The organism is Candidatus Methylacidiphilales bacterium, from assembly GCA_025056655.1.
Classification (GTDB): Bacteria; Verrucomicrobiota; Verrucomicrobiia; order Methylacidiphilales; family JANWVL01; genus JANWVL01.
Genome location: JANWVL010000133.1, coordinates 1 through 12,301, shown reverse-complemented (window position 1 = coordinate 12,301; position 12,301 = coordinate 1). Strand labels below are relative to the sequence as shown.

General features: G+C 51.3%; 14 protein-coding genes. 5 read left to right on the top strand and 9 right to left on the bottom strand.

The window, feature by feature from the left end; all coding sequences use genetic code 11:
* Both NZM04_08635 and NZM04_08630 read right to left on the bottom strand, forming a co-directional pair.
* A partial coding sequence (locus tag NZM04_08635; GenBank protein ID MCS7064087.1) for an NIL domain-containing protein occupies window positions 1-239 on the bottom strand: 239 nt, incomplete at its 3' end.
* 142 nt (window positions 240-381) lie between these two features.
* Window positions 382-651 carry a MoaD/ThiS family protein gene (locus tag NZM04_08630; protein ID MCS7064086.1) on the bottom strand — a complete coding sequence of 90 codons (270 nt, stop codon included), beginning with the start codon at window positions 649-651 and terminating at the stop codon, window positions 382-384.
* 124 nt (window positions 652-775) lie between these two features.
* Here NZM04_08630 and cimA point away from each other — a divergent pair, with 124 nt between their 5' ends.
* Complete coding sequence (gene cimA / locus NZM04_08625; GenBank protein MCS7064085.1) at window positions 776-2,362, top strand: citramalate synthase; 1,587 nt, start codon at window positions 776-778, stop codon at window positions 2,360-2,362.
* 21 nt (window positions 2,363-2,383) lie between these two features.
* Here cimA and NZM04_08620 read toward each other — a convergent pair whose 3' ends face one another.
* Both NZM04_08620 and NZM04_08615 read right to left on the bottom strand, forming a co-directional pair.
* Window positions 2,384-3,124, bottom strand: a complete 741-nt coding sequence (locus NZM04_08620) for a hypothetical protein (GenBank protein ID MCS7064084.1) — start codon at window positions 3,122-3,124, stop codon at window positions 2,384-2,386.
* Between the two features lie 17 nt (window positions 3,125-3,141).
* The gene (locus tag NZM04_08615; protein MCS7064083.1) at window positions 3,142-4,290 is read right to left on the bottom strand and encodes an NAD-dependent epimerase/dehydratase family protein; all 1,149 of its coding nucleotides are present in this window, start codon (window positions 4,288-4,290) and stop codon (window positions 3,142-3,144) included.
* Window positions 4,291-4,386: 96 nt separating this feature from the next.
* On the opposite strand from NZM04_08615, the gene NZM04_08610 reads away from it, so the two are divergent.
* Window positions 4,387-5,022 carry an exopolysaccharide biosynthesis protein gene (locus NZM04_08610; GenBank protein ID MCS7064082.1) on the top strand — a complete coding sequence of 212 codons (636 nt, stop codon included), beginning with the start codon at window positions 4,387-4,389 and terminating at the stop codon, window positions 5,020-5,022.
* Window positions 5,023-5,069: 47 nt separating this feature from the next.
* On the opposite strand, the gene aroC is transcribed toward NZM04_08610, so the two are convergent.
* Genes aroC through NZM04_08595 form a run of 3 tightly spaced genes read right to left on the bottom strand, consistent with a single transcriptional unit; the run spans window position 5,070 to window position 7,541 of the window.
* The gene (gene aroC, locus NZM04_08605; protein MCS7064081.1) at window positions 5,070-6,152 is read right to left on the bottom strand and encodes a chorismate synthase; all 1,083 of its coding nucleotides are present in this window, start codon (window positions 6,150-6,152) and stop codon (window positions 5,070-5,072) included.
* An 8-nt stretch (window positions 6,153-6,160) separates the two neighbouring features.
* Window positions 6,161-6,712 carry a hypothetical protein gene (locus NZM04_08600; protein ID MCS7064080.1) on the bottom strand — a complete coding sequence of 184 codons (552 nt, stop codon included), beginning with the start codon at window positions 6,710-6,712 and terminating at the stop codon, window positions 6,161-6,163.
* A 4-nt stretch (window positions 6,713-6,716) separates the two neighbouring features.
* Entirely contained in the window at window positions 6,717-7,541 is an 825-nt protein-coding gene (locus NZM04_08595) for a hypothetical protein (protein MCS7064079.1), read from the bottom strand.
* A gap of 123 nt (window positions 7,542-7,664) precedes the next feature.
* Here NZM04_08595 and NZM04_08590 point away from each other — a divergent pair, with 123 nt between their 5' ends.
* From NZM04_08590 to NZM04_08580, 3 genes are all read left to right on the top strand, one after another.
* Window positions 7,665-8,015: a hypothetical protein gene (locus tag NZM04_08590; GenBank protein MCS7064078.1), complete on the top strand. Its 351-nt coding sequence runs from the start codon at window positions 7,665-7,667 to the stop codon at window positions 8,013-8,015.
* Window positions 8,016-8,144: 129 nt separating this feature from the next.
* On the top strand, window positions 8,145-9,968 hold the full coding sequence (locus NZM04_08585; GenBank protein ID MCS7064077.1) for a 2-oxoacid:acceptor oxidoreductase subunit alpha: 1,824 nt from the start codon (window positions 8,145-8,147) through the stop codon (window positions 9,966-9,968).
* Window positions 9,969-10,005: 37 nt separating this feature from the next.
* Window positions 10,006-10,968 (top strand): thiamine pyrophosphate-dependent enzyme, encoded by a 963-nt coding sequence (locus tag NZM04_08580; GenBank protein ID MCS7064076.1) that lies wholly within the window; start codon window positions 10,006-10,008, stop codon window positions 10,966-10,968.
* Between the two features lies 1 nt (window position 10,969).
* On the opposite strand, the gene ndk is transcribed toward NZM04_08580, so the two are convergent.
* Window positions 10,970-11,383, bottom strand: coding sequence for a nucleoside-diphosphate kinase (gene ndk / locus NZM04_08575; protein ID MCS7064075.1), 414 nt, complete (start codon window positions 11,381-11,383; stop codon window positions 10,970-10,972).
* 42 nt (window positions 11,384-11,425) lie between these two features.
* Window positions 11,426-12,301, bottom strand: an 876-nt coding sequence (locus NZM04_08570; protein ID MCS7064074.1) for an aminotransferase class I/II-fold pyridoxal phosphate-dependent enzyme, incomplete at its 5' end; no start/stop codon positions are given.

Here is a 12,301-nt window from a genome sequence, read left to right as displayed (position 1 = left end):
ATGGTGTTGATTTCGACGGGTTCGACTTGGATGGAGTGGGATTCGAGCCAGCGGATGGCTTGTTGTATGGTGGGGCGGTCGGCTTGAATTTCGAGGGCTATGATGCCGACTTGGGGTGTGACGCTGGCGTTGTGGATGCTGAAGGTGAGGGTTGGGAATTGGCGCGCGAGTTGGCAGATGATGGGTTTTTTTATGGCTTCGACGGGGAAGGTGAGCCAGAGGCGGCGGGTTTCGGTCATGGGGAGTTAGGAGGCTGGGTGTTAGAGAGTGGTGTGGGGGGGAGTGAGGAGGCGGGTGTTGGGGAGGGGATTAGTTGGCGTAGTGGGCATTGTTGTTAGAAGGCTTTTTGTATTGTGTTGAGGGTGGTGTGCGGGGGACGCGTTAGCCGCCGGCGACGGCGGGGACGATGGAGATTTCATCGGTGGGTTGGATGGGGGTGGCGAGGTCGTTGAGGAATCGGATGTCTTCGCCGTTGATGTAGATGTTGATGAAGCGGCGGAGTTGTCCTTGGGGGTCGAGGAGGCGCTCGCGGATGCCGGGGTGTTGACGTTCGAGATCGGAGATGAGTTCTTGGACGGTGCGGCCTTGGGCTTCGACGGTGTCGCGGCCGGAGGTGAGGTTGCGGAGGGGGGTGGGGATTGTTACGGTCATGGAGGTATTTTAGTGGGTGTGGGGTGGGGTGGCGAGTTTTTTTTGTGGGTTTTGTTGGGGTGGGGGGGATGGGGTGTGGTGAAGTTTGCTGGTAATGGGGAGTGGAGGCTGGTAGTGTGGGGGTATGAGTGAAGTGCCGCGTGTGACGTTGTATGATACGACTTTGCGGGATGGGACGCAGGGGGAGGGGTTTAATTTGTCTGTGCAGGATAAGTTGCGGATTGCGGAGCAGTTGGATGCTTGTGGGTTTCATTATATTGAGGGGGGGTGGCCTGGCTCGAATGATAAGGATGTGGAGTTTTTTCGGTTGGCTAGGGGGCGGGTGTGGCAGCGGGCGAAGTTGGCGGCTTTTGGGAGCACGCGTCGGGTGGGGGTGAGGGTGGAGGAGGATGGGCAGGTGCGGCAGTTGGTGGAGGCGGGGACGCCTGTGGTGACGATTTATGGGAAGACGTGGCTTTTGCATGTGAGGGAGGTGTTGCGGACGTCGCCGGAGGAGAATTTGGCGATGATTCGGGATACGGTGGATTATTTGGTGAGGCAGGGGAGGGAGGTGATTTATGATGCGGAGCATTGTTTTGATGGGTATAAGGACGATGCGGAGTATGCGCTGGCTTGTCTGCGCGCGGCAGCGGAGGCGGGGGCGAGTTATGTTGTGCTTTGTGATACGAATGGGGGGACGATGCCGGATGAGGTGCGGGCAATTACGGCTGAGGTGATTAAATGTTTGCCGGGCGTCCGTGTGGGGGTGCATACGCATAATGATTGTGGGTTGGGGGTGGCTAATGCTTTGGCTGGGGTGTTGGCGGGGGCTTCGCAGGTGCAGGGGACGATGAATGGGTATGGGGAGAGGACGGGGAATTGTAATTTGACGACAGTGGTGCCGAATTTGCAGCTTAAGTTGGGGATAGAGGTGTTGCCGAGGGAGTCCTTAGCTCGGTGGCGGGAGCTTTCGCTTTTTGTGGATGAGGTGGCTAATCAACGTCCGGATTCGCGTGCGCCGTTTGTGGGGTTGTCGGCCTTTGCTCATAAGGGGGGGACGCATGTGAATGCGGTAAATAAGTTGGCACGTAGTTATGAGCATATTGATCCGCAGTTGGTGGGGAACCGCCAGCGAATTTTGGTGAATGAGCTTTCGGGGCGGACGAACATTGCGCTGAAGGCACGGGAGATGGGGATCAATTTGGATGAAAAGGCTGAGGTGACGCAGGCTTTGTTGCGGGAGATTAAGCGGCTTGAGCATGAGGGGTATGAGTTTGAGGCGGCGGATGCGTCGTTGGAGTTGTTGATACGGAGGGGGCTTGGGGAGAGTCGTGCGTTGTTTGAGCTTTTGGATTATCATGTTTCGATTCGTAATAGTGTGCGGCATGCTTATGCGTTGGCTGAGGCGACGGTGAAGATACGGGTGGGGGAAAAGTCTGCGTATACGGTGGCAGAGGCGACTGGTCCTGTTGCGGCTTTGGATCTGGCTTTGCGTCAGGCGTTGGCGGAGTTTTATCCGCGATTGAGGGAGGTGAAGCTTACGGACTATAAGGTGCGGATTATTGATTCGGCGCGAGCTACGTGGGCTAAGACGCGTGTGCTTTTGGAGAGTGCTTGGGGGGAGAGGAGTTGGACGACGGTGGGTGTATCGGAGAGTATTATTGAGGCTTCGTGGTTGGCTTTGGTGGATAGCTTGGAGTATGGGTATTTTGTTATGCAGCGGTGGAGTTGAGGGTGTATGGGTGGGGTGGGTTTAGAGTGGCTTTGGGGGTGGGTCGAGTTTGCCTACGTTTTTTTCTAGGTGTTCGATGATGATTCGAAGGCCTTTGACGCGGGCGAACCATTTGTGTTCTGCCTCGATCAGGTGCCATGGGGCATAGGGGGTGTTGGTTTTTGCGTAGGCATCTTCGAAGGCTTGGATGTGTTGGTTCCATTTGCGGCGGTTTCGCCAATCTTCTTCGTTCATTTTCCAGCGTTTGTAGGGGTCGGCTTCGCGTTTTTTGAAGCGGGCGAGTTGTTCTTCTTTGCTGATGTGGAGGTAGAGTTTTACGAGTAGTGTGCCGTCGTCGGTGAGGAGGCGTTCCATTTCGTTGATTTCTCGGTAGGCGCGTTTCCATTCTTCTTCGGTGGCAAATTTTTCTACGCGTTCGACGAGGACGCGACCATACCAGGATCGATCGAAAATGGCGATTTCGCCTTTTGCGGGGAATTTATTCCAGAAACGCCAGAGGTAGTGATGGCGGTATTCTTCTTCGGTGGGTTTGATGATGGAGTAGACGCGGACGAAGCGTGGGTCAAGTTTTTCGGTTATGTGTTTGATCAAGCCGCCTTTTCCGGCGGCGTCTGGTCCTTCGAGGACGATGATGAGGGGTCGGCCGATTTCTCGGAGGTGGATTTGATAGAGGAGGAGTGTGAGTTGGTGAGCGAGGAGTTGTTCACGGTATTCTGCTTTGTTGAGTTGGAGGCTGAGATCGAGTTTGCTGAGGACGCCCATAAATTAGGAGTGAGTTGTTATGCATAGATTTTTTTGAGTGGCCTGTGCAGTGGGGGAGCCGAGGGCGAGGGGAGATCGGCTTCGGTGGAAAATGGGCGTGGAGAAAGATTGAGTAGTTTTTGGTAAGTTGATGGATCGCCGATGTTGTCTTCTTCTAGCATCAATAGAGCGTCGATGCCGATGGGAGGTTGTATGATGGGATACTTCATTGAAAACGTGTGGAGGATCAGAAAAATGGGCTTAACAAGCCAGATGGGGATCGGAAATATCAAGATGGAGTGAGCACGAAGAAGGAATCTGAGAAGGAGGATTTCTATTAGGAGGAGTATGACTATCGCGCTCAACGGTAAGAGTTGAAAAACGAGGCTGAAAATCAGTATGAGAGCGATGAGGAAGGTGCCAGCCCAGTGAAGGTGGCGGAGGATGGTTTTGATTCCGTAACGGTCAAATTCGGCGTGCTTGCCCAAGGATTGAAAGGTGCGGACAAGGAGTGTAGCAAAAGGCACTTTTTCGCTACCAGGTAAGTCAATGGTCTTTTTGATTGAGTCTGGGTGGGCGAGGCATCGAACGATGGCTTCGCAGACATCATCTACGTGGATGGGTTGGAGTAAGTTATTGCCATCCCCGAAGCATGGGAAAGTGTAGAGCTGTAGGAGGTCGAGAGGGAATGAGGTGAGGCGCTGTAAGAGTTTTTCTGTGTGGTTACCTTTGCCGAAGATGAACGATGGGCGTAGGATTGTGAAATCGAGGCCAGATTGGCGCAGGAGCTCTTCTGCTTGATATTTTGTATGATGATAGCGGGACCGAGCGTGGATGCGTGCGCCAAGAGCGCTGATGTGGATGAACCGAGAGATATGATTAATTTTTGCAGCCGCTATGAGCTGCTGAACGGGGATAATATGAGCGTCTTCAAAAGTCTGGTTTTTGGTTTCGTTGATTGCGCCGACAAGATTGATAATGGCAGATGAGTTTTGTGAGGCTTGGACTAAGGCTGGCAGGTCGGAGAATGACCCCACTATGTAATCGATTCCGAAAATTTTCTCGAGACGATCGCCAGCATTTTTAGAGCGAACCCATGCAGTGATGGAGTATCCGTTTTTAAGCAGGCGGGGAATCAGATGGTAGCCAAGGAAGCCGCTTACTCCTGTGATAAAGAGTTTAGCCATGGGTGTTATGCAAGCGAAACTTGTGTGTTCTCTCAATTAGAAACTTTTGTGTAAATCTCGCAAAGCGATTGTAGAGAGTTTACATTTAGTAGTGAGATGCAGCAGGATTCGAGAAGCCATATTTTTCGTGATAGAAAGCTTTCTGATGCGCTGCGGGAAATCTTGCAGGAGGAGGAGAAGCATCATTTGCAAATAGAGGATTTTGTGGCACGGCTTGAGGGAAGGGGCGTGCCGATGATGATCATGATGATAGCTTTGCCTTTTTGTCAGCCGATTCCGTTGCTTGGTTTATCCACGCCGCTTGGGCTTTTATTGGTGATTCTCGGTGTCAGAGTGTGCGGCGGCTGGGACGTATGGTATCCTAAGAGCATAGCTCAGCGTGATTTGCCTGTGAAATTTATCTCACTTATGCGACGGTATGCGTTGCCGTGGGCTGAGTGGATTGAGCGATGGGTTAAGCCGAGGTTATATCTTTTTTCGCATCATGTGTGGGCGCGGCGATTGATCGGTCTGAATGTGATGGGACTGGGCGTCTTACTGGCACTGCCATTGCCTATACCTTTTAGCAATGTGATTGCAGCGTGGCCTGTGGTGTTCTTAGCCCTGGGAATGATCGAGCGAGATGGGATCGTTATAGCCCTAGGCCATGCCTTGAGCTTAGCCGCTTATGCATTTTTTGTGGTGGTGATGGTTGTCGGGGTCGAAATTTTTCGAAAGTGGCTACTAGGCTAAGGCGGATAAAGTTGAATAAATACCACAACTGTATGCGGTCTTAGTGGCTAGCGGATGGCTTTTTGTCGGAGCCAATGGTCGGCGAGCGTTAACCAAACCATGGCTTCGACCATCGGAACCGCACGGGGGAGGACGCATGGGTCATGTCGGCCGCGAGCTTTGAGTGTAGCAGGCTGGTAATCAATACTGACGGTCTCTTGAGGGAGGGCAATCGTTGCGACCGGTTTGAAAGCTACGCGGAAGAAAATCGGTTCTCCGTTTGTGATTCCGCCTTGAATGCCGCCACTGTGATTGGTGCGCGTGCGCACAATTCCATTTTCAACATAAAAAGGATCGTTGTGTTGAGAGCCTCTTAAAAATGTGCCAGCAAAGCCCGAACCAATTTCAAATCCTTTGCTGGCCGGTAGGCTTAGCATAGCTTTGGCTAAGTCTGCCTCAAGCTTGTCAAACACCGGCTCTCCTAGCCCTGCAGGAATACCCGTGATGGAACATGCGATTACTCCACCTACGGAGTCGCCTTCTGATCGGATTTTTTCAATTAGCTCAATGACAGCTGGGGCCTCGCTTGAACGAGGCCAACGGACAATATTTGATTCGACTTCATCAGCAGAAACTTCGTGAGGGATGATGTTCTCAGCTTTAATTGTGTGCACTTGCTCGACATAAGCCACTACGCGAGCGTTTGGAAATGCCTGAAGGAGGACTTGCTTAGCCACGGCGCCGCCTGCGACTCGTCCAATTGTTTCTCGAGCAGAAGAGCGGCCACCTCCTTGCCAGTTGCGTATGCCGTATTTTTCTTGGTAAGTGAAGTCAGCGTGAGAGGGACGGAAGAGGGTTTCCATCTCTTTATAGGCTTCTGGACGTGCGTCTTCATTAGGGACGTGGATGGCAATAGGTGTGCCAGTCGTAAGATTTTGGAAAACGCCAGAGAAAATAGTGCAGCGATCGTTTTCCTTGCGAGGGGTCACGATTTTGCTCTGACCGGGTCTGCGACGGTCGAGTTCTTTCTGAATCATCTCAGGAGTGAGGGGAACGCGTGGAGGACACCCATCGATCACGACCCCTATCCCCCCGCCGTGAGATTCTCCGTATGTCGTGATCCGAAAGAGATGACCATAGGTGTTGGGCATAAAGGCACTTAGCGATCAATTCCGTGTCTTAACACACGTTTTTTAGTGGCTTGATCGCGTTTTTTGGGGGGAGTTCTTTCTTGTGGCCCTGGTGGAATGTCGGGCGGCGAGTCTGGACCAATTACTTCCCATCCATCTAGAATAAAGACTTCCAGGAACTCATCAGTTTTGGGATCATAGACTTTGCGGTCCCAGAATGCTCCCCATAAACGGTAACGCATGTTATGATCATCTGTGGATTTGGGCATACGAGCACGTCCTGGAGCTATCGCTCCAAACGGGTCTTCTTTGAGAGCGACCCAACGAGCTTTGTGCCAACTTTCACGTGGGCGTTTCACCCATCCCCACCCCTGACCTTTTTCCTCGACAAAACGGTGTCCGATAAATTCATCACTCGCCGCAGACCGAGGCGGATAACGGGTAAGAGTTGGATCAGGCACACGGCCGAAGGGAGGGGGCGACGCTTCAGTATCTTCTTGAGCCTGCAGCGGCTCATATTGGCCGCACGCACTGATCAATAACACAACGAAAATCACCGTCCTCTTAAAACATTCTTTCATAGCGTCACTGCACCCAGCGCCCGCCTTTACTCGAAAGCACAGGCCACCCTCCTTTTGAATAATCAGTTTTGCCGATTGCACCAATCATCGGAAATCCAAAACGTTGCCGCCAAGCTACTGAATAAGATTCTCCAGAGTGACATCCCCAACTTTTGGCTTGAGCATCCTCCGTAAAAATATCACTGCGTATTCTCACAAGATCGCGTTCATGCAGATACTCAATAGATTTACCATCAAATTCATTGCTGTAGTCAAACATGAAACATTTCTTATTTGAGTGTCCAAAAAAATCAAACGATGCAATCTTTATCTTGCGTCGATCTTGTCCACGATTTAGGTAGTTAATTAACTGATCAGTCGTATCAAACCACAGCAGACGAGTTGGCGGAGCGCTGTTCGCCTTTTCACGTATGAATGCCAGTGTGTCGATGCCCTGTTCCTTGCTGCGCATTTCGTATCCAGGCCGATATACCAACCAAGTTAAAAGATCTCCGGGCAGCAACTCCTCTATTAAATGTCGAATTTTAAAAATGGCGCTATCAATAAAATTCGCAAAGTAACGATCATGAGGAAGCTCCTTCTCATTTTCATAAAAACGCAAAGCCGGTCCCCCGCTTACCACAATAAATTCTACAGGTGCAGACCGATGCCTCGAAGGCACAGCCTGCGCGCGAGACACCGGCAATCCCTCCGGCATCACATCTGGCTCAATAGCCTCATCAGTCTGGCACCATACCCTCGAGGTTACTACGAGACACAACCCCACCTTCAACACTGCTCGGAGCAACACACGAGCCAACACTGCCCATCTTCCCAACTGCCAGCTCATACAAAATTAAAATCCTATCACTAAACTTAATTTAATAAAACCTTTACTCCATCAACTCAAGCCAACCTCCTCACCACAGAAACAAACTTGAAACGTCCCCAAAAGCACTCCAAATATACCCTCATGTATTCCAAAATAGCACTCCTCCTACTATTAATCGGCTCGGCAACCACAATCACTCCCGTTGCCCCTGCCAAATCTGAAAATAAAAAGATAGATTCCCTCACCCGCGCTGAAAAAAGAGCAGAAATCGAGCGCATCAAAAAAGAACTCGAGCCCCTTCGCGACAAAGCCCGAAAGACAGAAGCAGTCAAAGAAGCAAAAAAACGCGCCGAAGAAGCCATGGTAGAATACTACCGCACGCTCCGCGCAGAAATGATACGACTCGATCCTTCCAAAAAACACTTAGTCGAGCGCGAAGCCCAACTCCAAAAAGAATTACGTAGCAGAAGACGCGAACTTGCTACACGCTAGCCGCCCTCATCCATAGACGACTAGTCTCAAGCCGTCCCCTATCAGCCTAGAAATCGCGATGATTAGCAAAACTAATACCTCTATTTGACAATTCCCAGAGCAGCGATAGGATGCACTTAATTCACTAACATGAGCCCCAACACTGCTTCTACCCCCATTATATCAAGCAACACCACACCAACAACCTCCACAAAACCTACCCGCAAAATTCATGATGTGGTCATCCGCCTAGCAGGCAACTCTCAAGACGGAATTCAAGCCGTGGGCGGCTTCCTCGCTCGACTAGCTGGACGCAGCGAGCAAGAGGTCATGACCTACATGACCATACCTTCCACCATCTCCGGCGGCCCCTCAATATTCCAAGTCCGCATCGGTTCAGGTGAGGTCTTCTCCGCAGGGGATCAAGTAGATTTCCTCGTCGCCTTTTATCAACACAGCTACGAAAACCACATCCACAGCCTCAAACCTGGCGGCATCCTCCTGTATGACAGCGACCACGTGACGCCCAATCTCAACGACAAAACATACCACTACGTTGGCGTCCCCATCACCTCACTTACCGTCGAGGCTATCGGAGGCACGGCACGCGACAAAGGCAAAAACATCTTTACCCTCGGCCTCCTTGCCAAAGTCTTCGATCTGGATACAGCCAAGCTCGAAAAACTCATCCTCGATCGCTTCAAAAGCAAAGATGAAAGCATAGCCCGCAACGCCCTCAACGCCTTCAATGCCGGCTATGCCTACCCCATCGCCAACTACCTCGATCAACTCTACACCTTCGAAAAATATGAAAAAGCTGCTCTCCGTCCACAAGTCACCATGGATGGCAACCAAGCTATCGCCTACGGCCTCATTACCGGTGGCGTTCGCTTCGGCGCCGGCTACCCAATCACTCCTTGGTCGTCCATAATGGAAATACTCCGAGCAGAGCTCCCCAAATACGGCGGCATCTTTGTTCAAGCCGAAGACGAACTCGGCGCCGTCTCGATGGCACTTGGCTTCTCCTTTGCAGGCTACCTCGCTGTCACGGGTAGTTCAGGTCCAGGCATATCCCTCAAAATGGAAGCACTGGGCTGGGGTTGCATGGCCGAGATGCCCCTAGTAGTTATCAACGTCCAACGCGGCGGCCCCAGCACAGGTCTTCCAACCAACGTCGAGCAAAGTGACCTCATGCAAGCTATCTACGGAAGCCATGGCGATGCCCCACGCGTCGTCCTTGCTCCGCAGACAGTCGAGGATTGTTTCTATACAGCCATTGAGGCTTGCCGAATAGCCAGAGAATATAGCGTCCCCGTCATCGTCCTCAGCGATACAGCCCTAGCTACACGCATCGAAGCTTTTGAAGAGCCTCACCTCGAAGAACTCTACGTCCCCGTCCAACTCGATCTCTCCCCCCACGAAGGCAACTACAAACCCTACGCCCTCGACCGCATCACCCGTCACCTTACCCCAGGACGCTACACAGCCGATGGAAAATATCCCGTCGTGTCAGGTCTCGAACACGACGAATACGGCCATCCCACCGCTAGCCCCAAACTTCACAGCGCCATGACGGCCAAACGTCGCGATAAGCTAAGACAACTTGCTGCTACACTCCCCACCCCCGCTATTTACGGAGATGAGACCGCCGAAATCCTACTCGTAGGCTGGGGATCAACCTATGGCCCAATCCGCGAGGCAGTAGATACACTCCGACGTCAAGGTCATCCAGTCGCAGCCATCCATTTGCGCCATCTCCATCCATTACCACCTCGTCTCGCAGAAATATTCACACGCTTTAAGCAAGTCCTCGTAATTGAGATGAACGATTACGGCCTCTACGGATACGGCCAGCTCGCCACCCTACTCCGTGCCACCACCGTCTGCCCACACATTAAAAGCCACTGTAAGACCGATGGGCAAAGCTTCCGCGTCAGTGAAATCATTCAAGCCGTTCAAGCCCTTGCAAAATAGGAAACCTCCGACATCTTAACAAAAAACCCTCCTAACTATGCCGATCACCCTTCCCCTCCACGCCGTCAACCGTCCCGCACCTGAAGCCATCCCCAACCGTGAAAAATTAACAAAAAAAGCACTCAGTGCCGATCATCCCACATGGTGTCCAGGCTGCGGCGACTTCGCAGTGCTCGCCACATTCTACAAAGTATTAGAAAAAAAGAATCTCCCACACGAACAAATCGTAACCATAGCCGGGATCGGCTGCTCATCACGCTTCCCATACTTCGTCAACACCTATGGCACCCATTTTATCCACGGACGAGCCATCCCATACGCCACCGGCATCAGTCTCGCCCGCCCAGACCTTCGAGTATTTGTCTTTGGCGGCGACGGCGATGGATACTCCATCGGCGGTAACCACCTCGATCATGGAGCCCGAAAAAACGTTCGCCTCTGCTACATCATCATGGACAATTTCGTCTACGGTCTGACGAAAAAACAAACTTCGCCCACCTCACCCATTGGGTTCAAATCCAAGACCGATCCTGCAGGATCTATCGATCATCCGATCAATCCAATAAAAAAATTAATCGCCAACGGGGCTACATTCATCGCCCGCACCCATGCGGCATTCCCTGCACACATGAGTCAGATGTTCGAACGCGCTATGGACCACGACGGATTTGCAGTCGTCGAAGTCTTGTCCGAATGTGTTGAATTTTATGAAGGCGCGTTTGATGCCGCAAACTCGCGTAAAGGCGGGCAATTCAATTTAATCGAAGAGAAAAAATGGGACGGTACGCCAGAAGACGAGAAACGGCATGATGTCACCGACGAAATCGCTGCCTACAAATTAGCTCACCTTCCTTTCCCTGGCGTCTTTGGCGTCTTTTACGAAAGCGATCGTCCGACCAAAAATGCACTTGAATATAAATGGATCGAGACAACCCGCGAGAAATTAGGCGCCGCCTCCGATCTCGATCTGCTGAAAGCGACATTCAATCGCATGAAGTAATTTAAAATAGCTCCCCTAGCTTAAAAAAGCGCTCGAGTTCTATCGCAGCACTTTCAGGGCTGTCTGATGCGTGAACCACATTTTTCATCACGCTCGTCCCGAAATCCCCACGGATCGTTCCTTTCGGAGCCTTTGTCGAGTCGGTCGGGCCGAGTAACTCGCGCACTTTTTGAATCACATCCTTGCCTGCCAAAGCCATGATTATGACAGGCCGGGAACGCATAAATTCCTCAATCTCCGGATAGAATGGTCGATCTGCAATGTGGGCATAATGGGAACGAAGAATGTCTGAGTCCAACCGTGCCATTTTACAGCCGACAATTGAAAACCCCGCATCCTCAAATCGTTGAATCACGCGCCCGATCAATCCTTTTTCAATGCAGTCGGGTTTAAGAATGATCAAAGTCTTTTCCATAGGATTGAAGCTGGCCTCCAATAGCTCTTAAAGGCGCAGAAATCAAACCCTAAAGTGCGCCTTCTTAAACGCAACTCGCAGCGCTGTTATAAAATTATCCAAATCCTCTTTCCGATGTTCAGAAGTAATCGCCACACGGATCATATCCATTCCCGGTGGCACCCCTGGCGAAATGCTCATCACTGTGAAAAAGCCTTGTTCCCACAAGGATTGCCAAATGAAATAACACTTCTCTTTTTCTCCAATCACAATAGGCGTTGCCGGTGAAGGACTATCCAGAAACGAGACATTGAGTTCCTTGAGACAATTTTTAAAATACCGCGTGTTTTCCCATAGCTTTGACCTTCGCTCGGGTTCGTCCTTGATGACTTGCAAGGCCGCGAGCGCCGCTGCTGCATTCATCGGACTCAATGCCGCACTAAAAATGATCTGCCGACAGTGGGAACGCAAGTATTCAATCGTCTCCCGACGCCCAGCCATAAAGCCGCCAATGCTGCCTAGTGCCTTGGAAAAGCTGCCTGCTAACACTCCAATTTCGCTTGTTAACTGGTAATATTCCCCCACCCCGGCACCGTTATCTCCTAAAACGCCTAATCCATGAGCATCATCGACAATCAAAAAAGCTTGGTAGCGTTTGGCGAGATCCACGATTTCTGGTAAATGCGTGATGTGGCCCTCCATGGAGTAGATGCCGTCCACGACAATGATTTTTGGCTGCTCAGGATCAAGGCTCGAAAGCAGCATCTCAAGCGACTCCATGTTTTCATGAGAAAATCGTTCGACATCTGCCTCTGATATTTTCGCGCCATCCCAGAGACAAGCGTGAACACTTTTATCTAAAATCAACACATCTCCACGCCTTGCGATACCAGTGATAGCTCCCATGCAAGCTAAATAGCCTGCTGATAAGACATGCGT